This is a genomic window from Nonomuraea sp. NPDC050790, from assembly GCF_044456745.1.
In the GTDB taxonomy this organism is placed as follows: domain Bacteria; phylum Actinomycetota; class Actinomycetes; order Streptosporangiales; family Streptosporangiaceae; genus Nonomuraea.
The window spans coordinates 1,214,784-1,238,331 of the sequence record NZ_JBITGF010000002.1 but is presented as its reverse complement, the minus strand read 5'-3'; the positions used below and the strand labels follow the sequence as shown (position 1 = coordinate 1,238,331).

The 23,548-nt window shown below is 70.7% G+C and carries 19 protein-coding genes; 8 read left to right on the top strand and 11 right to left on the bottom strand.

Annotated elements, in window-relative coordinates; translation table 11 throughout:
• Positions 1-32: 32 nt before the first annotated feature.
• Positions 33-1,268, top strand: coding sequence for a glucose-1-phosphate adenylyltransferase (gene glgC, locus ACIBEJ_RS14130; RefSeq protein WP_397183085.1), 1,236 nt, complete (start codon positions 33-35; stop codon positions 1,266-1,268).
• On the opposite strand, the gene ACIBEJ_RS14125 is transcribed toward glgC, so the two are convergent.
• The gene (locus ACIBEJ_RS14125; RefSeq protein ID WP_397183084.1) at positions 1,237-3,987 is read right to left on the bottom strand and encodes a glycoside hydrolase domain-containing protein; all 2,751 of its coding nucleotides are present in this window, start codon (positions 3,985-3,987) and stop codon (positions 1,237-1,239) included. The two genes, glgC and ACIBEJ_RS14125, sit on opposite strands and share 32 nt — an antisense overlap.
• Before the next feature lie 136 nt (positions 3,988-4,123).
• Between ACIBEJ_RS14125 and ACIBEJ_RS14120 the strand changes: the two genes are divergently transcribed.
• The 4 genes from ACIBEJ_RS14120 to ACIBEJ_RS14105 all read left to right on the top strand — a co-directional run bounded on the left by ACIBEJ_RS14120 (position 4,124) and on the right by ACIBEJ_RS14105 (position 8,752).
• Positions 4,124-5,095, top strand: coding sequence for an ABC transporter permease (locus ACIBEJ_RS14120; protein WP_397183083.1), 972 nt, complete (start codon positions 4,124-4,126; stop codon positions 5,093-5,095).
• Entirely contained in the window at positions 5,092-5,991 is a 900-nt protein-coding gene (locus ACIBEJ_RS14115) for a carbohydrate ABC transporter permease (RefSeq protein ID WP_397183082.1), read from the top strand. Before ACIBEJ_RS14120 ends, ACIBEJ_RS14115 begins: the two co-directional genes overlap by 4 nt.
• A 14-nt stretch (positions 5,992-6,005) precedes the next feature.
• Positions 6,006-7,628 carry a substrate-binding domain-containing protein gene (locus ACIBEJ_RS14110; RefSeq protein ID WP_397183081.1) on the top strand — a complete coding sequence of 541 codons (1,623 nt, stop codon included), beginning with the start codon at positions 6,006-6,008 and terminating at the stop codon, positions 7,626-7,628.
• Between the two features lie 125 nt (positions 7,629-7,753).
• Positions 7,754-8,752: a hypothetical protein gene (locus ACIBEJ_RS14105; RefSeq protein ID WP_397183080.1), complete on the top strand. Its 999-nt coding sequence runs from the start codon at positions 7,754-7,756 to the stop codon at positions 8,750-8,752.
• Here the strand turns inward: ACIBEJ_RS14105 and ACIBEJ_RS14100 are convergent.
• The 7 genes from ACIBEJ_RS14100 to ACIBEJ_RS14070 form a co-directional block, all read right to left on the bottom strand.
• Positions 8,706-9,656 (bottom strand): Gfo/Idh/MocA family protein, encoded by a 951-nt coding sequence (locus ACIBEJ_RS14100; RefSeq protein ID WP_397183079.1) that lies wholly within the window; start codon positions 9,654-9,656, stop codon positions 8,706-8,708. The two genes, ACIBEJ_RS14105 and ACIBEJ_RS14100, sit on opposite strands and share 47 nt — an antisense overlap.
• Entirely contained in the window at positions 9,653-11,683 is a 2,031-nt protein-coding gene (locus tag ACIBEJ_RS14095) for a DUF5107 domain-containing protein (RefSeq protein ID WP_397183078.1), read from the bottom strand. Before ACIBEJ_RS14095 ends, ACIBEJ_RS14100 begins: the two co-directional genes overlap by 4 nt.
• 37 nt (positions 11,684-11,720) lie before the next feature.
• On the bottom strand, positions 11,721-13,229 hold the full coding sequence (locus ACIBEJ_RS14090) for a right-handed parallel beta-helix repeat-containing protein (RefSeq protein ID WP_397183077.1): 1,509 nt from the start codon (positions 13,227-13,229) through the stop codon (positions 11,721-11,723).
• 13 nt (positions 13,230-13,242) lie between these two features.
• Positions 13,243-14,058 carry a carbohydrate ABC transporter permease gene (locus ACIBEJ_RS14085; protein ID WP_397183076.1) on the bottom strand — a complete coding sequence of 272 codons (816 nt, stop codon included), beginning with the start codon at positions 14,056-14,058 and terminating at the stop codon, positions 13,243-13,245.
• Positions 14,055-14,996, bottom strand: coding sequence for a carbohydrate ABC transporter permease (locus tag ACIBEJ_RS14080; protein WP_397183075.1), 942 nt, complete (start codon positions 14,994-14,996; stop codon positions 14,055-14,057). The genes ACIBEJ_RS14085 and ACIBEJ_RS14080 overlap by 4 nt, the downstream gene beginning before the upstream one ends.
• Positions 14,996-16,297 (bottom strand): extracellular solute-binding protein, encoded by a 1,302-nt coding sequence (locus tag ACIBEJ_RS14075; RefSeq protein WP_397183074.1) that lies wholly within the window; start codon positions 16,295-16,297, stop codon positions 14,996-14,998. Before ACIBEJ_RS14075 ends, ACIBEJ_RS14080 begins: the two co-directional genes overlap by 1 nt.
• Positions 16,298-16,493: 196 nt before the next feature.
• Positions 16,494-18,422, bottom strand: a complete 1,929-nt coding sequence (locus ACIBEJ_RS14070; protein ID WP_397183073.1) for a DUF5107 domain-containing protein — start codon at positions 18,420-18,422, stop codon at positions 16,494-16,496.
• 48 nt (positions 18,423-18,470) lie between these two features.
• Here ACIBEJ_RS14070 and ACIBEJ_RS14065 point away from each other — a divergent pair, with 48 nt between their 5' ends.
• Complete coding sequence (locus ACIBEJ_RS14065) at positions 18,471-19,253, top strand: DeoR/GlpR family DNA-binding transcription regulator (RefSeq protein WP_397183072.1); 783 nt, start codon at positions 18,471-18,473, stop codon at positions 19,251-19,253.
• Here ACIBEJ_RS14065 and ACIBEJ_RS14060 read toward each other — a convergent pair.
• Positions 19,207-19,815 carry a helix-turn-helix domain-containing protein gene (locus ACIBEJ_RS14060; RefSeq protein ID WP_397183071.1) on the bottom strand — a complete coding sequence of 203 codons (609 nt, stop codon included), beginning with the start codon at positions 19,813-19,815 and terminating at the stop codon, positions 19,207-19,209. The genes ACIBEJ_RS14065 and ACIBEJ_RS14060 overlap by 47 nt on opposite strands.
• An 84-nt stretch (positions 19,816-19,899) precedes the next feature.
• On the opposite strand from ACIBEJ_RS14060, the gene ACIBEJ_RS14055 reads away from it, so the two are divergent.
• Both ACIBEJ_RS14055 and ACIBEJ_RS14050 read left to right on the top strand, forming a co-directional pair.
• Complete coding sequence (locus tag ACIBEJ_RS14055) at positions 19,900-20,631, top strand: DsbA family protein (RefSeq protein ID WP_397183070.1); 732 nt, start codon at positions 19,900-19,902, stop codon at positions 20,629-20,631.
• Positions 20,628-21,482, top strand: coding sequence for a cytochrome c biogenesis CcdA family protein (locus tag ACIBEJ_RS14050; RefSeq protein WP_397183069.1), 855 nt, complete (start codon positions 20,628-20,630; stop codon positions 21,480-21,482). Before ACIBEJ_RS14055 ends, ACIBEJ_RS14050 begins: the two co-directional genes overlap by 4 nt.
• Here the strand turns inward: ACIBEJ_RS14050 and ACIBEJ_RS14045 are convergent.
• Together ACIBEJ_RS14045 and ACIBEJ_RS14040 are read right to left on the bottom strand one after the other, a co-directional pair.
• Positions 21,468-22,532 (bottom strand): mechanosensitive ion channel family protein, encoded by a 1,065-nt coding sequence (locus ACIBEJ_RS14045; protein ID WP_397183068.1) that lies wholly within the window; start codon positions 22,530-22,532, stop codon positions 21,468-21,470. The two genes, ACIBEJ_RS14050 and ACIBEJ_RS14045, sit on opposite strands and share 15 nt — an antisense overlap.
• A gap of 55 nt (positions 22,533-22,587) precedes the next feature.
• Positions 22,588-23,544: a ribonucleotide-diphosphate reductase subunit beta gene (locus tag ACIBEJ_RS14040; protein ID WP_397183067.1), complete on the bottom strand. Its 957-nt coding sequence runs from the start codon at positions 23,542-23,544 to the stop codon at positions 22,588-22,590.
• Positions 23,545-23,548: the final 4 nt, after the last annotated feature.

The window sequence follows — 23,548 nt, the reverse complement described above, 5'->3', positions numbered from 1 at the left end:
TACTTGCCGGTTTTCGGGGTAGCTTCCTGGTCATGACGTCCCCCAGGGTTCTCGCAGTGGTGCTGGCCGGTGGAGAAGGCAAGCGGCTCATGCCGCTGACCGCGGACAGGGCGAAACCGGCTGTGCCCTTCGGCGGGATGTACCGGCTGGTCGACTTCGTGCTGTCGAACCTGGCCAACGGCGGCTATCTGAAGATCGTGGTGCTCACGCAGTACAAGAACCACAGCCTCGACCGGCACGTGTCGAGCACGTGGCGGCTGTCGGCGATGCTGGGCAACTACGTGACGCCGGTGCCCGCGCAGCAGCGGCTGGGGCCGCGCTGGTTCTCCGGCTCGGCCGACGCGCTGTTCCAGAACCTCAACCTGATCTACGACGAGATGCCCGAGCACGTGATCGTGTTCGGCGCCGACCACATCTACCGGATGGACCCGCGCCAGATGGTCGCCCAGCACGAGGCGTCGGGCGCGGACGTCACGGTGGCGGCGATCCGGCAGCCGCTGTCGCTGGCCGACCAGTTCGGGGTGATCGAGACCGACCCCGCGGGACACAAGATCGTCGCCTTCCGCGAGAAGCCGAAGGACGCGGTGGGCCTGGCCGACTCCCCCGACGAGGTGTTCGCCTCGATGGGCAACTACGTGTTCAAGACCCAGGCGATGATCGACGCACTGCGCGAGGACGCCCTCGACCCGACCAGCAAGCACGACCTGGGCGGGAACATCATCCCGATGATGGTCAAGTCGGGCGGCGCCGAGGTCTACGACTTCGCCAACAACGTGGTGCCCGGCTCCAGCGAGCGCGACCGCGGCTACTGGCGCGACGTCGGCACGCTCGACGCCTACTACGAGGCCCACATGGACCTCATCGCGGCGCACCCGATCTTCAACCTGTACAACGACCGCTGGCCCATCTTCACCGGCCACGACCCGCTGCCGCCGGCGAAGTTCGTGCACAACGACGGCGACCGGGTGGGCCGGGCGATCGACTCGCTGGTCTCCCCCGGCGTGATCGTCTCGGGCGGCACCGCGGTGCGCTCGATCCTGTCGCCGAAGGTGGTCCTCCACTCGCACTCGCTGGTGGAGGACTCGGTGCTGATGGACAACGTCAAGGTCGGCAGGGGCGCGATCGTGCGGCGGGCGATCGTCGACAAGAACGTGGTGATCCCCGACGGCGCCAGGATCGGCTTCGACCTGGACTACGACCGCACGCGCTTCGCCCTGACCCGGGGCGGCGTGGTGATCATCGGGAAGAACGAGATCGTGGACCGCTGATCCACAGCACCCGCCCGCCCTCGACCGGCACCGGCTTGTAGGCGGAGAACAGCGCCGCCTCCTGCAGTCCCTCGACGGCGGGCGAGCGCACCACGGCGGTACGCGGGTCGAGGCCGAGCGCGTCCCAGTCGATCTCCAGCTTGACCTCGGCCGGCCCGTCGTGCCAGCTCCCGATCGCGACCAGGGACCCGGCGGGCCCGACGTAGGTGGTGGCACGGGCCGGAGAGGAGACGCGCACCGGCGCCGAGGGCGACCAGTAGCCGTACATCGCCGCCGAGGGCAGGTCGCAGGCGTCGAACAGCCGCCACATGCCGCGCGGGTCGCCGTCGCCGCCGTAGACGCGGCTGGTCATGCCGTAGACGAGGCCGCGCCAGGGGTGGCCGCCGTCCTGCAGCATGTCGCCCATCACGCCGAACGGAATGCCGCACGTCTCGACCAGCCACTGGTCGGGGTGCGCGGCGTAGTCGAAGTACTCGCCGAACCACAGCCGGTCCACGTACGGCAGATGCTCCAGGTAGAGGTTGGCGCTGCTGGCGAAGCCGTCCTTGGCGTTGAACTGGTTGGCCGAGTGCAGGTCGACGAGCGGTGCGGGCCGCTGGTCCAGGACCCGCCTGACGCGCTTCATCACCTCGCGGTCGAAGCCGAGGTCGTCGAGGTAGACGCCGTCGATGCCGACGTTGCGCACGAGCCAGTCCAGGCCCTCGACGTAGAAGTTGTGCCAGCGCGACTGCCCGCTGGTGATGAGCGAGGAGTCCTCGGTGCCGGTGGCGAACCAGGCGGGCAGCCGCCCGTCGCCGACGTGCTCGCGTGACCAGGCGGCGCCGCCGCCCGGCCCGGCGGCCAGCACCTCGTCGCCCAGGCTGAGCAGCGCCCACAGCTCGGGCGCCCGCGTGGTCAGCTCGCGGACCGTGTAGTAGACCTTGCCGCGCAGGCCGGCCGCGTGGAGCTCGTTCACGTAGTCCTTGAGCCGGTCCACGGCCAGGAACGGGTAGTTGATGTAGGGGTTGACCTCGGTGGCGTGGTGGGTGTTCACGACGGTGGCGCCGGCCGCCACGACCTCGTGGGCGGGCCGGTAGGCGTGGAAGTAGCGCTCGCGGAAGTGGGCGGCGGTGTCGATCGGCTTGAACGGCGTCAGCGTCAGCCGTACGTCGAAGCGGAGCCGCTCCCCCGCCGCCATCCGGCGCGGCCCGCCGTAGCAGAGCAGGCGCTCGTCGTCGAGCCGCACGCCGCCGCGCCCGCCGTTGTGCCACGAGGCGGGCAGCACGAGCGGGCGCTGGTGGTAGAAGTTCGTGTTGAGCGGGCGCGTGTAGTGCTCGTCGCTCAGCCTGACCTGCACGCCGGCGTTGACCCCGCCGACCCACACCGCGTCCTGGTTGTGGCTGACGTCCCAGCGCCAGTCGAGGTCGGAGCGCGCCCCTCCGGGCCGCCCCAGCCCCATCTGGTACGGCAGTGCCGCCAGCGGCACCTCCAGCCGGGTGTCGTCGAGGTCGGCGGCGGCCCCGGCGGACAGTTCGAGCCGGTAGTCCAGCGTCCCGTCGAACTCCAGCCGCCCGTCGAGGTCGAGCGTGAGCTCCCCGGCCCGCCATCGCGACACCCAGCTCACCGCGGCGTCGGTGTGCGCGGTGATCCGCCACCCGTCGCTCACCCATGCCCGGCCGGGGACCGTGAAGCCGACCGGCCCTGACAGCACCTGCACGGGCTCCTGCCCGAGCGTCACCTCGGGCGTGAAGGAGGAGGTCAGCGCGGCGGGCAGCCCGTCGGGGCCGAGCGTGACCGTGCGGCCGAGCACGCCGAGCCGCGGCCCGTCCACGGTGACCGGCGTGAACGGGCGCACCACGGTGTCGTCGGCGAAGCGGCGGGAGTCGAGCCAGCGCAGCCGCGACAGCTTGGCCGGATCGCCGTCGCCGTGGTCGTCGGAGCTCCGATCGGTGAGGTCCACGGCGAAGTGGACCGTGCGCGGCTGTTCGCCCTCCGTGAGCACCCGGACAGTGAACTCGCTTTCGGAAATGAGCGCTCCGCACCAGAGCGCTTGCACTGTGTGCTCGCTCACATCCAGGCGCCGGGTGAACGCGCGGCCCAGATGGTCGGTGCCGCCGAGGGTGAAACAGGTGAAGCCGGGCAGGTCGCATTCGAGGCGGACGTCGCGCAGGGGGCGGGAGCCGTACACGCCGATCTGGAAGGCGAGGAAGTCGCCGCGGTCGGCGCTCAGCCGGACGGGACCGGGCTCGCGCTCCAGCCAGCGGGCGGGCAGGGCGCGCATCCGGATCGGGTGCTCGCGGCTCTCGCCGAAGGCCAGGAAGCCCTCCTGGGGCGGGGCCGGGCGCTCCATGTCGGTGTAGCGGTCGTGCTCGGTGCGGGCCTCATAGGACTCGACCACGCACCGGGTGGAGGGGCCTTCCGGCAGGTCACCGGCGGGCTGGAGGTACTCGTGCTGAGGGTACTGCGGGGTGGCCGCGTTCTCGTACGCAGTGTAGTAGAGCACGTAGCGTCCGCTGCCGCGGGAGGGCGCGAACGCGTACCCGCCGGGGACGGCGTGGGCGCGGCCGACCTCCTCCCCGGCGGGGGTGCGCACGAGGCCGGAGCCCCGGTGGTGCTGGGGCGTGATCCAGGGCACGGGCACCGTCACCAGCGGGGTTTCCGCCTCTACCAGGACGGTCACGCGGTGGTTGCCGAGCTCGGCGGGAGCCCAGAAGGAGACGGCCTCGTGGGGTTGCAGCATGGCGGACAGGCTAACGTGTGCCCAACGGTGATTAAAGATGTCTCTTTCATAAATACGGCGAACACTATTGACCAGGGCGGTTGGCATCTCGCACGATGTCGGATCAATCCCCCAATAATCCGGACGAAGGTGAGACGTGACGACGGTCGAGTCGGCAGTGCGCCCCCCGAAGGGGCAACGCCGTACCGAGGGCGAGGCGGGCGGGAAGCGCGCCGGGCGCTGGCGTAGGGACAAGACCCTGTTCTTCCTCGCCCTGCCGGGTGCGCTGTACTTCGTGTTGTTCTTCTACATCCCGCTGCTCGGCAACGTCGTGGCGTTCCAGGACTACTCCCCGTTCCTGGGCTTCACCGGCAGCGCCTTCGTCGGCTTCGAGAACTTCACCGCGATGCTGGAGGACGACGCCTTCTGGAAGGCGGTCGGGAACACGCTGGAGATCACGCTGCTCCAGCTCGTGCTGTTCTTCCCGGCTCCGCTGGGGCTGGCGCTGCTGCTGCACAGCATGCTGGGCAGCCGGCTCAAGCGCATCGTGCAGACCGTCGTCTACCTGCCGCACTTCATGTCGTGGGTCATCGTCGTGGCGATGTTCCAGCAGGTCTTCGGGGGCGCGGGCTCGCTCAACATGTTCCTGCGCCAGAACGACATCGGCATCCTGAACATCATGAACAACCCCGACACGTTCTCCCTGCTGATGACCAGCCAGGTCGTCTGGAAGGACTGCGGGTGGGGGACGATCATGTTCCTGGCCGCGCTGGTCGCCGTGGACCAGAACCTCTACGAGGCGGCGGCCGTGGACGGCGGCGGCAGGTGGCGCAGGTTGTGGCACGTGACGCTGCCCGGCATCAGGCCCGTGCTGATCATGCTGTTCATCCTGCGGCTGGGTGACATCCTCTCGGTCGGCTTCGAGCAGATCCTGCTGCAGCGAAAATTCGTCGGCGCCAACGCCTCAGAGGTGATCGACACCTACGTCTTCCAGAACGGCCTGATCAACGGCGAGTGGGGGATGAGCACCGCCGCGGGCCTGATGAAGGGCATCATCGGCGCCGCGCTGATGTTCGCGGCCAACAAGCTGGCACACAGGCTCGGAGAACAAGGGGTGTACAGCCGATGAGGAATCCGTTCGCGCTGCCGCCGATGCCGCCGTGGATGGAGAGGCCCACGGTCCTCGGCCGCGCCACCAAGGGCATCGCCCTCGCGATCATCTGCGTGCTCGTGCTCTACCCGTTCGTCCTGGCCGTCGGCACCAGCCTGGCCAGCGCCGACGAGCTGCGCGAGGCGGGCGGCTGGGTGCTCATCCCGTCGCGGCCGACGTTCGACGCCTACCAGGTCCTGCTGTCGGGCGGCGTGGTCACCAAGGCCGCGCTCGTCACCGTCGGCATCACGGTGGTCGGGACCGCGCTGAGCATGCTCGCCACGATCATGCTGGCCTACGGGACGAGCCGCCCCGGCTCACTCGGCAGCCGCTGGATCGTGTTGATGATGCTGGGAACGTTCCTTTTCGCACCGGGAATCATCCCGAGCTTCCTCATGGTCAAGCAGCTCGGCATGCTCGACACCTACGCGGCGCTGATCCTGCCGGTGCTGCTCAACGCCTTCAACGTGATCGTCGTCAGGCAGTTCTTCATGAACGTGCCGAACGAACTGCTCGACGCCGCCCGCATGGACGGCGCCACGGACATGACGATCCTGCGCAAGGTGATCCTCCCGCTGTCGAAGGCGGTGCTGGCGGTCGTCGGCCTGTTCTACGCGGTCAGCTACTGGAACGCCTTCTTCAACGCGATGATCTACGTCCAGCCGGACAAGTACCCGCTCCAGATGGTCCTGCGCTCCTACATCATCGAGGCCGGCGAGATGAACGCCGGTGACCTCGGCATCGCCAGTCTCCCTCCGGGCCAGGCGATCAAGATGGCGGTCCTGGTCTGCGCCGTGGCCCCCATCGTGTGCGTCTACCCCTTCCTCCAGAAGTACTTCGTCAAGGGCGTCCTCACGGGCGCCATCAAGGGCTAAAAGGAGCCTGCACCATGAACCTGAACCGGCGTTCCTTCCTGGGCCTGGCCGGGTTGACCGCGGCAGTCGCGGTCACCGGCTGCTCCACCTCGGGCGGCGGCACCGCGGGCTCCAAGACCGGAGCCGCGGGCGGCCCGCTGAAGATGCCGACGTACGTGCCGTTCGCCGGCCCCGCCCCCGACCTGCCGGGCAACGCGCAGGGACTGGACCCGGGCTACCTGAAGTTCCCGGCGAGCCCCGTCAAGACGGTGAAGGCGGTGCCGGGCGACGGCTCGACGATCACCGGCCTGACCTACTACGACGGTCCGATCGTGCCCCAGATGGACGCCAACGCCTTCTGGCAGGAGGTCAACAAGCGCCTCGGCGTCACCTTCCAGCTCGACACCGGCAACGACGAGGGCTACCCGACGAAGTTCAACACCACGGTCGCCGGCGGCGACATCAAGGACTTCATGTGGGTGGCGCCGAACCAGGGCATCACCAAGGTCGCCCAGCTCGCCGAGGCCATGTTCGTCGACCTCACCCCGTTCGTGTCCGGGGACGCGGTCAAGGAGTACCCGAACCTGGCCAACTTCCAGGAGATGACCTGGCAGGCGGCGGTCATGAACGGCAAGATCTGGGGCGTCCCGGTGCCCTACAGCTTCTTCGGCCAGGTCTACGCCGGCAACAAGAAGTCCTGGGACTCCGTGGACGGCTTCACCGCCAAGTCCCCCGACGAGCTGATCGAGAAGTTCAAGCAGCTCACCGACGCCAAGGCGGGCCGCTGGGCGCTGGAGCCCGCCTACGTCAACGCCGTGGCCCAGTTCAACCAGATCTTCCGCGGCGTCAACACGTGGAAGCTGGAGGGCGGCAAGCTCACCCACATGTTCGAGACGCAGGAGTACGTCTCGGCCATCGAGATGGCGATCAAGGCGTTCAAGGCCGGGGTCTTCTACCCCGACCCGAAGATCACCGACATCGCCTCGAAGGTCGCCCAGGGCACGGTCGCCGCGCAGGTCCTGTCCGGCGCGGGCTGGGTCGGCGTCCCCAACCAGCCGGGGTACGGCAAGGCCTGGGAGATGACCACGTTCGTCCCCTTCGGCCACGACGGGGGCAAGGGCGTGCACAACCTGGCCAGAGGCTCGGTCGGCTTCACCGGCATCAGCAACAAGAACGACGAGAAGAAGACCAAGATGCTGCTCAAGGTGCTGGACTACCTGGCCGCGCCGTTCGGCAGCGAGGAGTGGTTCTTCCTCAACTACGGCGTCGCCGGCGCCCAGCACACGATGGAGAAGGGCGCGCCGGTCAAGACGAAGGAGGGTGAGCCGCAGCTCGCCTTCTCCAACCAGCTCAAGTTCATGACCCAGTCGCCCGAGTTCCTCTACTACCCGGGCATGGACGAGACCACCAAGGCCATCCACACCGCCCAGCAGCAACTGCTGGAGATCTCCCAGCCGAGCCCGATCCTCGGCCACTACTCCGAGACCAACATCGACAAGGGCCAGTCGCTCACCTCGAAGGTCTACGAGTACGTCGAGGACGCCGTCAGCGGCCGTCGGCCCCTGACGGACTTCAAGTCGGTCGTGGAGGAGTGGAAGAGCGGCGGCGGCGACAAGATCCGCAAGGAGTTCGAGGAGTCGATCGCCAAGGCGGGCTGATCTCCGCCCGAAGGGCCGGTGTGGACGACCACACCGGCCCTTCGTGTATCCAGGCGCCCGAAACTCTCCCCCAAACCCCTCCGAATCGGTAGAGTGCCCGGTCCCTGGACGAATAGGAAACACGCGTGAACGTGCAAGAAGCGCGCCAGGCCGCGGCGCGCTGGGTGGCGGGGATCGAGTGCGAGGGAGCGTTCCTCAGCGGATCGGCGGCCTGGCTGGCCCCGGACGAGACCCTGCCGCCCGCCTCGGACGTGGACGTCTTCGTCGTCACCGGCGAGCGGCGGCGCAAGCTCGGCAAGTTCCGCTTCGAGGGCGCCCTGCTGGAGGCCACCTACCTGACCTGGGAGCGGATCCCCTCGGCCGCGGCGATCCTCGGCGACTACCACCTGGCCGGGGCGTTCAAGGACGACAACGTGCTGGCCGACCCCAGCGGGCGGCTGCGCGAGCTCCAGCGCGCCGTGGGGCCCGCCTGGGCCGAGCCGCACTGGGTGCGCGAACGCTGCGAGCACGCCGAGAGCGGCATCCTCAAGGGGCTGGCGGCCATGGACGAGGCGCAGCCATACCCGGCGAGGGTGATGCGGGTGTTGTTCGCGGCGGGCGTCACCACGCACGTGCTGCTCACGGCGGGGCTGCGCAACCCGACGGTGCGGCTGCGCTATCCGGCGGTGCGCATGATGCTGATGCCGTACGGCAGGGCCGCCCTCTACGAGGGCCTGCTGGAGCTGCTGGGCAGCGAACGCATGGGCCCCGGCCGGGTCGAACGGCATCTGGCGGCGATGACCAGGGTGTTCGACCAGGCGGCCCTGGTGGAGAACGCACCGTACCCGTTCGCCTCGGACATCTCCCCGCAGGCCAGGCACATCGCCGTGGACGGCAGCCGGGAGCTGATCGAGCGCGGGCTGCACCGCGAGGCGATGTTCTGGATCGCCGTCACCTACGCGCGCAGCCTGCTCATCCTCGGTGGCGACTCGCCCGGCTTCCACGAGATGCTGGCCGACCTGCGGATCGGCGCGCTGGAGGAACGCGCGGCGGCGGTGCGCGCGTTCCTGCCGAGGCTGCGGCGGGCGGCCGAGGGGATCATCGGGCGCCGAGGCGGCGCCGGGCCTCCTCCAGTTGACGCATGACCGCGAGGCTGTCGTCCAGCGGCATGACCGCGCTCTCGGTGCGGCCCTCGGCCACGGCCCTGGCGACCTCGCGGACCTCGCCGCGGTAGCCGTTCTCCTCGGGGTCGAGCACGTGCTCCTCCGGCTCGGCGCCCGGCCTGGTCAGCACGATCCTGCGGGGCGCCCAGAACGCGGCGGGGATGTCGGCGCGCATCTCGGTGCCGATCACCGTGGCGGTGTTGGCGTGCGGGCTGAGCAGGGAGGTGTCCAGCAGGGCGCGCCTGCCGCCCTCGTAGGCCAGCAGCACGCCCGCCTCCGCGTCCACGCCCGAGGGGCCGAGCGAGCCGGTCAGGTGCATCTCCCGCGGCGTGCCGAGCAACAACTGGGCCAGCGCGAACGGGTAGACGCCCAGGTCGAGCAGGGCGCCGCCGCCCAGGGCCGGGTCCCAGAGCCGGTGCGCCGGGTCGTACGGCTGGCGGAAGCCGAACGCCGCGTGGACCGCGCGGATCTCGCCGAAGCGCTCGTCGGCGGCGATCCGCTGGATGAGCGGGTTGAACCGCATCCACATGGCTTCCATCAGGAACACCCCGGCCTCGCGGGCCAGCGCGACCATGCGCTCGGCCTCGTCCAGGCGGGCGGTGAGCGGCTTCTCGCACAGCACCGCCTTGCCGTGGGCGATGGCCGCCTCGGCGACCTCCAGGTGCTGGGCGTGCGGGGTGGCCACGAAGACCGCGTCCACCTCGTCGGCGGCGCACAGCTCCGCGTACGAGCCGAAGGCCAGCTCCGCGTCCAGCTCCTGGGCCAGGACGGCGGCGCGTTCCTTCGACCGCGAGCCCACGGCGGACACGCGCATGCCCGGCTCGGCGGCGATGACCTCGCCGACGGTCCGCGCGATTCCGCCGGTGGCGGCGATACCCCATCTCATTCGGACACCTGCATCCTGAAGTCGTAGCGGCTGGGCAGCGGGTGCTCCCTGCGTGCCCGTTCGGAGAGTTCGGGCGTGACCGGGCCGTCTCCGGCCAGGCGACGCTCCTGGTAGGCGAACCAGACGGCGTCCAGGGATATCTCACCTTCGCGAAGGTTGTCCACTTCTATGCCGGTGGTGAGAACGCGCCCGGCGCGCTCCAGGTCACCGGCGTCCAGGGCGGCCTGCGTCTCGATCAACTGGATCCTGCCCCGGGAACGCTGCCCGGCGCCGAGACCGTCGACAAGGGCGAGCGCCTCGGCGGGGCGGCCGGCGGCCAGCAGCGCGTGCAGGGCCTCGACGGCCAGTTCCGGCACGTGCGGGGCCAGCGCGTGCGCCTCGACCAGCAGCTCGGCCACGTCAGAGGGCGCGCCACCGGCCTCCGAGCCGGGCGCGGCGGCCGTCTCCGCAGATCCGCTCCCTGCGGCCGTTATCTCCGCGGCCAGGCGCGCGGCGGCCGTTCTGAGGCGCAGGCTTTCCGCCAGGCAGCGCAGGGTCCATGGGGTGCGGCGCAGTGACAGCGACTCCGCCCAGGCCGCGCGGGCGCCCTCGGTGTCGCCGTCGGCGTAGCGGGCCAGGCCCAGGTGGTAGCGGGCGTGCCAGTCGGCCGGGTGGGCCTCCAGCAGCGCGCGCCACCTCGGCCCGGTCACCGGCGCGGCGGGCGGGTCGCTGACCGGCAGCCTGCCGCTCGCCAGCAACTCCGCCCAAGGAGCCTGCTCCTCCCCCATCTCCCCGTACGGCAGGCCGTCCAGCTCGGGCAGCGCCCCGGCGGCGGCCTCCAGCGCGGCCCACCCGGACCCGTGCGCCAGCCGTACCGGCTGCCCGGAGACGTCGTTGTCCTGTCGTTCCAGTGCCTCGCGCGGGACGAGCAGGTCCAGCGCCCGGGACACCTCCGCCCGCGCCTCGTCCCACGAGCCGTGGACCCGGCCGGGGTCGGCCTCCAGGAGCCCGTACGCCTCCACCCACGACCACGTCGTGCTGCCCGGCATCGGCACGTGCTCCAACTGCGTGCGCGCCAGCCCCGCCTGGATCTCCAGGTAGCGTGAGCCGGGCCCGCTCAGCCACTCCTGCCAGCGCCGCCCGCCGGGACCGGTGCCCCAGTGGAACAGCTTGCGCCCGCGCAGCAGGTCCGTCGAGGTCTGGACCAGGCCGCGCCCCTCGGCGTCAAGGGCGGCGATCCAGCGCCGCTCCCCTCGGGGGATCTCGAAGAAGTAGTCGGCCGAGCGCGGCACCTCGTCGGTGTAGCTGCGGTCGACGCCGTCCAGCACGGGGAAGCCGACCACGCGCAGTTCCGCGGTGTAGTCGAAGTGGTGGGCCCGGTCCGCGGGCGCCACGACCCGCACCCCCGGGCCCTCGGGCACGGCGATGTTGGACCACCAGTAGACCGGCGCCTCGGCGGGCGCCGGGTTGCGGATGGTGACCCGGACGAACAGCACCGGCGAGTCCTCGGGCAGCCACGCGTCGATCTGCAGCAGCAGCCGGCGCATCCGCTCGAACTCGTACAGCCGCAGCATCGGCGTCCCGTCCGCCCTGGTCAGGCGGACGGCGTGCAGCGGCGAGCAGGTCAGCGGCCAGTGGCCGGTGGCGCCCAGGTTCCACTCGACGCCGCCGGCCAGCCAGGCGTCGCGCAGCGCCAGGTTCGCCGGCTGGAGGATGGGGTTGCGGTGCAGCAGTTCCCTGCCGCTCCCGCGGTGGACCAGCGACCACAGCCGCCCGCCGTACCCGGGCAGGAAGGTGGCGGTGAGCTGGGAGTTCTCGAGGACCACCACGGGCAGTTCGCGCTCGCGGCGCGCGCGCGTGTAGCCGTCCTGCGGGGTGTAGGGCAGCAGCGAGTACGGCTGGCCGTACCCGATCTGCGCGGTCATCTCGGCGTCGGCACCGGTGATGCCGGGCCTGACCTGGGTTCCGTGCAGGATCGGCAGCGGGCCGGCCGCAGGCGGATCGGTCGCGGGCAGGCGCAGCGTGCCGCCGCGCAGGGTACTGGTCATGTGGTGGTCCCCGAGTGGGTGGAGATTGGGAGAAACGTCAGTCGCAGGTGGTGAGCTGGTGCATGCCGATGTCGGGCAGGCAGGTGACCGGGTTGCCGAAGTGGTCGCGGCCGCCGTTGCCGGCGATCTCCCTGCCCTTCCGCAGCGCGGGCGAGCCCTGCTGGAGCCTGCCCTCCGCGGTCAGGAGCGGGTCGCCGGTGACGGTGCCGCTCGCGCCGTCCGGTACGGCCACGCCGTTCAGCAGGTTGTTCTCCAGCTTGTATCCGCCGGAGCGCAGGTTGAACGTGGCCTTGCCGGAGCCCCGGGTCACGACGATGTTGTTGGCGAACAGCACGTTGCGCGGGTTGGCGTTGTTCTCGTTGATGACGGTCTGGGTGACGCCGTCGCCGATCACGAACGTGTTGTTGTAGATCGCGGCGCTCTCGACCCCGCCGCTGCAGTTCTCGACGCCGCGGAAGTGGTCGTCGACGCTGAGGTTGTAGCGGACGACCGCGTCCTTGATCTTCCCGGCGGCGTTGCACAGCAGCAGGAAGCCGCCCGCGTTGTCGTGGCTGCGGTTGTACTGGAAGATCGTGCCGAAGCCGTTCTCGTCCACGTCGAAGCTCATCCCGTCGCGGGTGGTCTCGCCGCCGCTGACCTCGTTGAACTGGATGACGACGGCGTCGGAGTTGTGCGTCCAGAGCCCGGCGCTGTAGCCCTGGGAGCGGCGCTGGAAGCCGTGGACGCGGTTGTGCTCGGCCAGCGCGCCGGTGACGCTGCCCAGCACGATGCCGTCGCCGCCGACGTCGGTCACGGTGTTGCGCTCGACCTTCACGCCGGTCCACGGCACGTGGCGCCTGGCCGGCTCCTTGCCCCAGCCGGAGTTGTTCCAGGTGGAGAAGAGGAAGATGCCGGAGCGGTCCACGCTCGTGACCGTGTTGCCGGTGATCAGGACGTCGTCGAAGAGGGTGGGCGTGGTGTTGCCCTCGACCCACATGGTGATGCCGGCCGAGCCGTACTCGTCCTTGGTGTCGTCGCCGTTGACGTCGTGCACGTCGAGGCCGCGCAGCACGATGTGGCGCAGGGTGCCGGCGTCGCGGGCGCTGACGCGCACGCCGCGGCGCTTGCCCGCGGCGGCGCCGGTGTTGGCGACGTCGAGGTTGGCGATCTCCCAGTGCTGCTGGTTGTGCAGCTTGACCGCGTCGTCGGCGCCGCCGGCCTGGATGCGGGGCTTGGCGCCGCTGCCGTAGGCGTCGATCCTGATCGGCGCGCCCGCCCGTCCGGAGCCCTGGGGGGCGAGGGTGCCGGTGCAGGCGGAGCCGCGCTTGAACAGCACGCGGTCACCGGGGCGCAGGGCCAGGGCGTTGACCTGGTCGAGGGTGGTGAGCGGATGGCCGACGGTGCCCTTGGGCGCCTTGCGCGACTGGCAGTCGACATGAACGGCCCGGCCGTGCCCGCCGAAACCGGGCTCGGCCGAAGCGGGAGCGGCGGCCGAGCCTGGGGTGGCGGCCAGGGCCGGGGTGGCCGTCAGGCTGGTCAGCACGAACCCGATGAATAGCGCTTTCACCCGAAAAATCTCCTTATTTCCCGATGCCAACGGTCATGCCCTGGATGATGCGGGTGCCCAGCCACGAGAACAGCGCGACCATGGGGGCGAGGATGATGCAGATGCCGGCGAACATGGTCCCCCAGTCGCGCCCGGCGTACTGCTGGAGGCCGACGAAGTTGACCAGCGCCACCGGCAGCGTGATCTTGTCGTCGCTGGTCATGAGCGCGATCGCGAACAGGGTCTCGTTCCACGCCCCGATGAACTGCAGCAGGAACGCCGTGATCAGCCCGCCCCGCGCCACCGGCAGCACGACCCTGACGAAGGCACGCAGCCCGGAGGCGCCGTCGATGGCCGCCGCCTCCTCCAGCACCTCGGGCACCCCGGCGAAGAAGCCGGTCAGCAGATAGACGGTGAACGGCATGGCCAGGCCGATGTAGACGACGGTCAGCCCGAGGAAGCTGTCGGTCAGCTCGACCGCGGCCAGCCCGACGAACAACGGCACCAGCAGCACCTGTCCTGGCACGCCGAGGCCGAGCGCGAAGGTCATGGTCAGCGCGTTCGAGGTCCGGGTACGGCGGCGCGCGAGCGCGTACGCGGCGGGCGCGGCCAGCGCGACGGCGACCAGCGAGGAGACGGCGGCGACCGCGACGCTGTTGATCGCCGCGGTGCTGAAGCCGCCCTCGGCCCAGGCCTTGGCCCAGTTGCCCGCCTGTGGCGGGATCGGCAGCCCGAACGGCTCCTCGAAGATCGACCGGGTGTCGCGCAGCGAGGTGACGAAGATCCAGGCCAGCAGCGCGAGGTCGGCGGCGACCAGAAGCCAGACGACCGCGTGTCCGACGCGCCTCACAGCGCCACCCGCTCCCTGCGCATCATCCGCCGCAGGATGAGCACGAACAGGCCGACCATGGCGAGGCTGACGATCGCCGCCGCGGCGGCCAGGCCCAGCTTGGGCACCGAGCTCTGCGGGAAGGCGGAGTAGTAGACGTACATGGCGGTGGTCCAGGTCTGGATGGGCGCGCTGCTGACGGTGGCGCCGCCGCCGAACAGCAGCACGATCTCGAAGACCTTCACCGAGCTGACCGTCCACAGCACCGCGCAGACGCTGACGACCTCCCACGACAGCGGCAGCGTGATGTTGCGGAAGCGCTGCCAGGCGTTGGCGCCTTCGAGCTCGGCCGCCTCGTAGAGGTAGGTGGGGATCTGGTCGACGGCGGCCATGATGATCGTGGTGTAGTAGCCGGTGGCGGTCCACACGATGGTCGCGATGATCATCGCGGGCAGGTTGTCGATCGACAGCCACTTGGGCACCGCGTCGATGCCCAGCAGGTTGAGCATCTTGTTGACCGGCCCGGACGGGCCGAACAGGAACCCGGCAGCGATCCCGAAGACCAGCGCGTTGACCAGGCAGGGGAAGAAGAGCACCGAGCGGGCGAACATCTTGCCCGCCATCTCGCGCAGGGCCAGCGTGAGCAGGAAGCTGATCGCGAACGTGGCGACGCCGCCCACGACGAGGATCTTCACGGTGTTGAGCACCGAGTGGTGGAAGGCCTGGTCGTCCAGCAGCGTCTGGTAGTTGCCGAGGCCCCGCCACCGCATGGCGCCCATGCCGTCCCACTTGTACAGGCTCGTCCAGGCGGCGTAGGCGATCGGGGCCAGGAACAGCAGGGCGTAGAAGGCCAGCGCCGGGCCGACGAACGGCCAGAACAGGCGGCCGGCCTGCCGTTCCAGCGGGCCCCCGCGGGCCGCGCGGGCCCGCGGGGGTGCGGCCGTCGTGGTGGCCGCCACTAGCCGTTGGCCTTCCAGTAGGCGACGTGGCCTTCCTTGGCCTTGGCGATGAACTGCTCGGCCGTGGCCTTGCCCAGCCACAGCTCGCTGAAGGCGGGGAAGAGCGCCTTGTCGAGGTAGTCGCCGGAGACGCCGTCGATGGGCAGGCGGCTCGGGCTGTCGTTGAGGAGCTTCTGCGCGTCGAGCAGTTCCTCGGGTGCGGGCACGTCGGCGCGCGGGGTGATGTTCTTCGCCTCGGTCGAGATGCCGGAGATGTTGTCCTTCTTCAGGAAGTAGGCGATGAACTTCTGGGCGGGCTCGGGGTTCTTGGCCCGCTTGGGGATGGCGAAGCCGAGCGGGATGATGTCGAGTTCGGTGTTGCCACCCCCGGCAGGGGTGGACACAGTGGCGGGCACGGCGAACTCGCCGACCTTGAAACCCTCGGCCAGGTTCTTCTGCGCCTCGCTCGGCACCCAGGTGCCGTCGAGGTGGAAGGCGGCCTTGCCGGTGGCCCAGTTGGTCTGCTGGGCGGGGTACTTGCTGGCGTCGTAGCCCTTGAGGATGTGGCCGGCCTTGACGAACGCCTCGATCCGCCTGGCCGTCTCCAGCACGCCCGGCTGGTCCCAGGCGGCGCCGGACCGGTCGTTGACGATCTTGCCCATGGTGCCGGGTCCGTTGTCGCGGACCAGCAGGTAGTCCATGAACAGGAAGTTGGTCCAGGTGTTGTCGCCGTCGGAGGCGACGCACGCCTTGTCCTTCTTCTTCAGCGTCTCGCAGAGCTTGACGAAGTCGTCCCAGGTGGCGGGGGGCTGGGCCAGGTCGGCGTCGGCCTTGTTGTAGTAGAACATCGCCGAGTTGAGCACGTAGGGGACGATCCAGCGGGTGACGCCCTCGGGGTCCTTCGGCATCGCGTCCAGGTACTTGGCGGGGATGACGTCGGAGACCTTCTTGCCCTCGCCGGGCACCTCGCTGTCGTAGACGGGGGTGAGGTCCCTGGCCTGGCCGGTCGAGGCGAGCAGCGAGCTGATCACGTCGAAGCCGTTCTCGACCAGGTCGGGCGCCTTGTTCGCGGCGATGGCCGGGCCGATCTTGGTGCGGATGTCGCGGCCCTGCCACTCGACCGTGACCTTGGTGCCGGTCTCCGCCTGGAACCGGTCGATCGCGGCCTTGATGACCTTGGCCTGCGGCTCGTTCTCCTTCCACATCGACCAGTAGGTGAACTGGCCGCCCTTCTCCTCCGTGGAGCCCTGGTCGCCGCCGCCGCAGGCGGTGAGCGCCAGGGCGGCCACGACACCGGCCGCCAGGACCTTGGGTGCGCGCATATCGGTTCACCTTTCGCGATTACCTGTGGCGGCACCCTAGAACCGGCTCAAAAGCCCAAACAAGGCAGTGCATGCAACGCTTTGATCACATCATGCACTAAGCGACGATTTTTGCGCACAAAGATGCACACTCGTGCATGGAGTGCGAGAAAAGATGCACTGAGGGTGCTGCAAGCCCTTCAGCGGGGAGCGGCGATCAGTACTGCTTGACGCTGTAGTCGTAGCGGCACGGCAGGCGCGAGGCGTGCGTGTGCGGCTGCCCGTGGTAGTCCCACCACAGCGCGTCTAGCGAGTCCTCGCCTTCGCGCAGGTCGTCGACGACCAGGCCGGTGTCGAGGATGCGCCGGGCCCGCGCCCGGTCGCCGCCGTCCAGCGCCGCCCGGCACTCCAGCAGCCGGATGCGCCCGTGCCAGCGGTCGGCCGGGCCCAGCCTGTCGATCAGCGCTAGCGCGTCGGCGTACCGGCCGGCGGCCAGCAGCGCGGAGAGCGTCTCGATGGTCAGCGGGCGCAGCCGGGGCGAGAGCGCGTGCGCCTTCAGGTAGAGCGCGGCCGCCGCGCCCGGCTCCGGCTCCAGCACGGCCAGGTTGCGCAGCGCCCACGCGTTGGACGCGCACGCCAGCGACTCCTCCCACGCCCGGCGCGCGCCGTCGTGGTCGCCGTCGTGGTAGAGGTTCACGCCCAGGTGGAAGCGGGTGAACCAGGTCGGCTCCGCCGCCTCCAGCAGCGAGCGCCACTCGGGCCCGACGGTGTAGGAGGAGGGCGGCAGCGCGGGCGCCGGGGTCGGGATGGACCCCTTGCGCACGAGCGAGAGCCACGACTGCTGGTCGCGGCCGATCGTGGCGTCGGCGAACGGCGTCGCGGGCAGGTTCAGCGCCCTGCTGCGCCGCTTGGCGAGTGCCCGGCGTTCGAGCGCGCCCCATCCGCTGCCGACGTGCAGCGTCTCCTCCGGTACGGCTGCCGCCAGCCGTACCGCCTGGTCGTGCTCGGCCGCCAGCCGGTCGCGGGGGATCAGCCGCTCGACCGCCTCGCCCGCGCGGACGGCGGCGCCCGCCCACTCCCCGTGCGCGTCCTCGACCTGGGCCGGCCCGTAGGCCTCCGTCCAGGAGAAGGCCGAGCGGGGCCCGAGGCGGACGTGTTCGAGCTGCGTGCGCGCCAGGCCCGCCTGGATCTCCAGGTAGGGGCGGTCGGGGCCGGACAGCCAGTCCTGCCAGTTGCGCCCGGCGGGGCTGACGCCCCAGCGGAAGTGCTTGCGCCCGCGCAGCAGGTCGGTGGAGACCTGCGCGAGCCCCGCGCCGGACTCGTCGACGGCGGCGATCCAGCGCCGCTCGCCGTCGGGCAGCTCGTAGAAGAAGTCGGCGGCCTGCTCGTTGCGGCCGGGGTAGGACTGGTCGGAGCCCTGCCAGGCGGGCACCGGCACGCGGCGCAGCCGGCCGTCGTAGGAGAAGTGGTACGCCTGGCCGGCCGGGGCGAGCACGCGTGTGCCGGGGGTCTGCGGGACGGCGGCGTTCGACCACCAGTAGACCGGCGCGTCCACGGGGAACGGGTTGTGCACGCGCACGTGCACGAAGAGCACCGGCGAGCCGGGCGGCAGGCACGCGTCGATCTGGTAGACCAGGCGCCGCAGCCGCTCCCACTCGTACATGCGCAGCACCGGCACGCCGTCGGGCCTGGTCACGCGGGCCGCGTGCAGGGGCGCGCAGGCCAGCGCGGTGTGGCCGAACGTGCCGAGGTTCCACTCCACTCCCCCGGCGAACCAGGCGTTGCGCAGGCCGAGGTTGGCCAGTTGCAGGTGCGGCGGCCGGTGCAGCAGCTCGCGGCCGGTCGGCTGGTGGATCAGGGAGCGCAGCCGCCCGCCGTACTCCAGCAGGAACTCCGCGCGCAGCACGCCGTTGTCGAGCACCGCGGTCTTCAGCTCCCGCTCGGCCCGCTCGCGCCCGTAGCCGTCCTGGAAGGTGTACGGCAGCAGCGACCCGGCATGTCCGTAGGCGAGCTGAGCGGCCATCTCGGCGTCGGCCGCGGTCGTCTCGAGGCCGCCGCGCGGGTCGGGCAGCGTGTGGAGTGGCGGCAGCGGATTCTCCGGACCGAGCGGCGAGACCGGAAGCCGGACAGAGGAGATGCTCAGCATTTCGGCATATCTTTGCACATATCGCGCATTAACTGCATGATTGGCCGGGTGAACCGGTACGAGCGCTGGAACGTCCTGCTGGAGATGGTCGCCGAGTCCGGGCAGCTCGACGTGGTCGAGACCGCCGCGAAGCTGGACGTCTCCACCGCGACGATCAGGCGCGACTTCGACGAGCTGGCCGCGCAGCAGCTCCTCACCAGGACCCGCGGCGGCGCGATCGCGCACAGCGTCTCCTACGACCTGCCGCTGCGCTACAAGGTCGCCCAGCACGCGCCGGAGAAGCAGCGCATCGGCGCGGCCGCGGCCGCCCTGGTGCCCGAAGGCTCGACCGTCGGGCTCAACGGCGGCACCACGACGACCGAGGTGGCCCGCGCCCTGGCCACCCGCGACCTGGGCGGCGACCAGCGCGGTCCGGCGCTGACCGTGGTGACCAACGCGCTGAACATCGCCCACGAACTCGTCGTACGCCCCCATCTGCACGTGGTCACGACCGGCGGCTCGGCCCGCGCCCAGTCCTACGAGCTGGTGGGGCCGGTGGCCACCGGCATGCTGGAACGCGTCGCGCTGGACGTGGCGGTGCTCGGCGTCGACGCCCTCGACGTGGACCACGGCGCCAGCGCGCACAACGAGGGCGAGGCCGCGATCAACCAGCTCATGGCCGCCAAGGCCCGCCAGGTGATCATCGTCGCGGACGGGTCGAAGCTGGGCAAGCGGGCCTTCGCCCGCATCTGCCCGCTCTCGCAGATCGACGTCCTGGTGACCGACTCCACCGCGCCCGCCGACCTCACCGCCCGCTTCGCGGAGTCCGGGGTGCGGATCGTTCAGGTGTGACCTCTGCGGGCTTGGCGCGTACGTGCATGCGCTCCCCCTGGCGGCCGAACAGGCTGAGGATCTCCACCGGCCCGTCGCCCGCGCTGCCGAACCAGTGCGGCAGCCGGGTGTCGAACTCGGCCGCCTCCCCCGAGCCGAGCACGAGGTCGTGGTCGGCCAGCACGAGGCGCAGCCGTCCCGACAGCACGTACATCCACTCGTAGCCCTCGTGCGTACGCGGTTCCGGCACGCACTGGTCGGCCGGGATCACCATCTTGTACGCCTGCAGCCCGCCTGGCTGGCGGGTCAGCGGCAGCACGGTGCGCCCGTTGACGTTGCGCGCCACCACCCTGACCCGGGGGTCGCCCACCTCGGGCGCGCCGACGAGCTCGTCCAGCGGGACCTGGTGAGCCTGGGCGATCGGCAGCAGCAGCTCCAGGCTGGGCCGGCGCTGGCCGGACTCCAGCCGCGACAGCGTGCTCTTGGAGATCCCCGTGGCCTCGGCCAGCGCGGCGAGCGTGACCCCGCGCCCGGTCCGCAGCCGCTTCAGCCGGGGCCCCACCTGGTCGATGACGTGTTCCATGGAATCATTGTCCCGGATCTGGCAACCCCTGTTGCCGTCGAGGTCCCGTCACCGGCGCGCCCGCCGGATGTCAAGATGGAGGGGATGACTGATGACCTGCCCCGGGAGCGATCACGGCGGCGGGTGCTGGCAGGCGCGCTCGCGGGGGCGGCGGCGCTGACCGTTCTGGGAGTGGCCGCTCTGCGCCGCGACCCGGAGACGGGCGCGAACCCCGCGGAGCCCACCACGCCCGCGCCCTCGCCCAGCTCTACCACCAGCTCGACTCCCAGCGGCGTGCCCACCTGGGTCGGCCCGACCGCGCCGGCCGTCGAGGCGGGCCTGTCGCTGGGACGGCCGGGCGCGCTCGTGGCGATCGAGGAGTTCGGCGACTTCAAGTGCCCGAGCTGCCGCCGCTACACCCAGGAGATCGCCCCGCAGCTCAAGACCAAGTACGTGGACACCGGCCTCGCCCGCGTATTCTGGCGCGACTACCCCATCCGGGGCCGCGACTCCACCCGTGCCGCGCACGCCGGCCGGGCCGCCGCCCGCCAGGGCCGCTTCTGGCCGTTCCACGACGTGCTCTACTCGGGCGAGGTGGCGCTGAGCGACGCCGGGCTGCGCGAGGCCGCCGGGCGCGCCGGGCTCGACGTCGCGCGCTTCGAGCGCGACCGCAAGGACCCGTCGGTACGGCAGGCCGTACAGGCCGACCTGGAGTTCGCGCTCCAGCTCGGCCTGCCCGGCACCCCCGCCTTCCTCATCAACGGCGAGCTGCTGTTCGGCGCCCAGCCGGTGGCCGCCTTCGAGAAGGCGATCGAGAAGGCCAGGCGGGCGAGTTGACCGAGATCGGCTACGCCGCCGCGTTCCTCGGCGGCCTGTTCTCGCTGGTCAGCCCGTGCGGCGCGATGCTCCTTCCGGCGTTCTTCGCCTACGCCTTCCCGAGCGGCCGGGCTCTGGCGGGCAGGACGGCGTTGTTCTACGCCGGGCTGTGCGCGGTGCTGGTGCCGCTGGGCATGGGTTCCGCCCTGGTCAGCCGGGTGTTCTACGGTCATCGCGAGCTGCTGGTCACGGTGGCCGGGTGGGCGCTGGTGGCGTTCGGCGTGCTGCAGATCGCCGGGCAGGGCTGGACGCTCGGGCCGGTGGAGCGGCTGCGCGCCCGGCTGCGCGGCGACTCGGCCTGGACGGTGCTGGGGCTTGGCGCGGTCTCCGGGCTGGCCGGGTTCTGCGCGGGCCCGATCCTGGGCGCGGTGCTCACCGTGGCCGCGGCCTCGGGTGACGCGGTGCGGGGCGCGGTGCTGCTGGCCGTGTACGCGGCGGGGATGGCCGCGCCGCTGCTGCTGCTCGCGCTGCTGTGGGAGCGCTACGACCTGGGGCGGCGCCGGTGGCTGCGGGGACGCGGCGTCGAGCTGGGCCCCGTCCGGATCGGCGGGCTGCGGCTCGGCCCGGTGCGCCTGCACACCACCTCCACGCTGTCCGGGCTGGTCTTCGTCACGCTCGGCGTGGTGTTCCTGGTGACCGACGGCACGGCCGCCCTCGCCGGAGCGGTGCCCGAGGACCTGGAGGACCGGATCGGCGCCTGGGCGGCGGGCGTGCCGGATCTGGCGCTGGTCGGGGCGGGCGCGGTGGCGCTCGTCGCGGCGACCGTCTGGGGTCTGGCCCGAGCCGGGAAACAGCGCTCAGGTCCCGGTTGACCAGGAGGTCTCCCTGCCGCCCGTCGGCAGGTCCACGCGGAAGCGCGGCAGCGACTCGGGATGGTTCGCGCGGACGTACTCGACCAGGTGCTCGCGCACGTCGCACTTGAGGTCCCACGCCGAGGCCGAGTCGGCGGCGCTCATCAGCGCGCGCAGCTCCACCAGCCCGTTGGGCAGCACGTCGGTGACCTGGAGCGTCCAGTCCTTCTGGTCCCAGAGCGGGTTCTCCTGGATGAAGCGGTAGAGCTCCTCGCGCAGGGCGTCGACCGGCACCGCCCAGTCCACCCGCAGGTACACCACCGCCAGCACGCGGCTGCCGTGCCGGGTCCAGTTCTCGAAGGGGTTCTGGGTGAAGTACGACACCGGCAGCACCAGCCGCCGCTCGTCCCACAGCCGCAGGACGACGTAGGTGAGCGTGAGCTCCTCGATGCGGCCCCACTCGTTGTTGACCACGACCACGTCGTCCAGGCGCAGCGCGTCGCTGAAGGCCAGTTGGAGCCCGGCCAGCATGTTGCCGATCGTGGACTGGGCGGCGATGCCGACGATGGCGCCGGCGATGCCCGCCGAGGCGAGCAGACCGGCGCCGAGCGCGCGTACCTGCGGGAAGGAGAAGAGCATCGCGCCGAGCGCGACCACCACGATGACGGCGGTGGCGACCCGGCGGACCAGCGCGATCTGCGTCATGATCCGCCGGGCGCGGCGGTTGTGCTCGCCCTCGACCAGCACCAGGCGGTCGAGGATGACGTCCGTGACGGCGTAGGCGGCGCCGACGATCAGCCAGGTGACGCAGGCGATCGTGATCAGCCCGAGCACCCGGTCGACGCCCTCGCCCATCGTCTGCTCCCTGGGCGTCGCGCCGAACATGGCCGGGACGAAGGCCACGTTCGCCGCGATGACCACGGCCGTGGCGAAGCCCGCCCACGTGCAGTGCTCGACCAGATGTCTGGCCAGGCTCCACTTGGCGCCCGCCCGTGACAGCAGCCGGCGGGCCACCTCCACGACGATGACCGCCCCTGCCACCGAGAGGGCCAGGATCGCCCAGGTCGACACAGTCACTCCTCACCTGTCGCGAAAAATCACACTCCCCCCTATGGTGCCGGAGATCTCAGAAGGACTCGTCGAAGGACACGTTGCCCTCGACCGCGACCTGGTAGGCCGACACCCTGCGCTCGAAGAAGTTGGCCAGTTCCTGGACGTCCTGAAGCTCCATGAACGCGAAGGGGTTGGCGGTGCCGTACCTCTTGTTCAGGCCGAGCCTGGTCAGGCGCTGGTCGGCCACGTACTCCAGGTACTCGCGCATGTGCTCGACGTTCATGCCGCCGACGCCGTCGCCGCACAGGTCGCGGGCGAAGGCCAGTTCCGCCGCGACCGCCTCCTCGATCATCCGGGTGACCTGCTCGCCCAGCTTGTCGTCGAACAGGTCCGGCTCCTCGGCGCGTACGGTGTCCACGACGCTGAAGGCGAACTCCATGTGCATCGACTCGTCGCGGAAGACCCAGTTGGTGCCGGTGGCCAGGCCGCCGAGCAGGCCGCGGGAGCGGAACCAGTACACGTAGGCGAAGGCGCCGTAGAAGAACAATCCCTCGATGCAGGCGGCGAAGCAGATGAGGTTGAGCAGGAAGGTCCGCCGGTCCTCGCGCGTCTCCAGCCGCTGCAGGTCCGACAGCGAGTCGATCCAGCGGAAGCAGAACTCGGCCTTGTCGCGGATGGAGGGGATGTTGTCCACCGCGGCGAACGCCTTGACCCGCTCGTCCTGGTCGGGCAGATAGGTGTCGAGCAGCGTCAGGTAGAACTGCACGTGCACCGCCTCCTCGAAGAGCTGCCTCGACAGGTAGAGGCGCGCCTCGGGGGCGTTGACGTGCTGGTACAGGTTGAGGACCAGGTTGTTGGCCACGATGGAGTCGCCGGTGGCGAAGAACGCGACCAGGCGGTTGATCAGGTGGCGTTCCTGCGGCGACATCTTGGCCAGGTCGGCCAGGTCGGAGTGCAGGTCCACCTCCTCGACCGTCCACGTGTTGCGGATGGCCGCCCGGTAGCGCTCGTAGAACTCGGGGTAGCGCATCGGT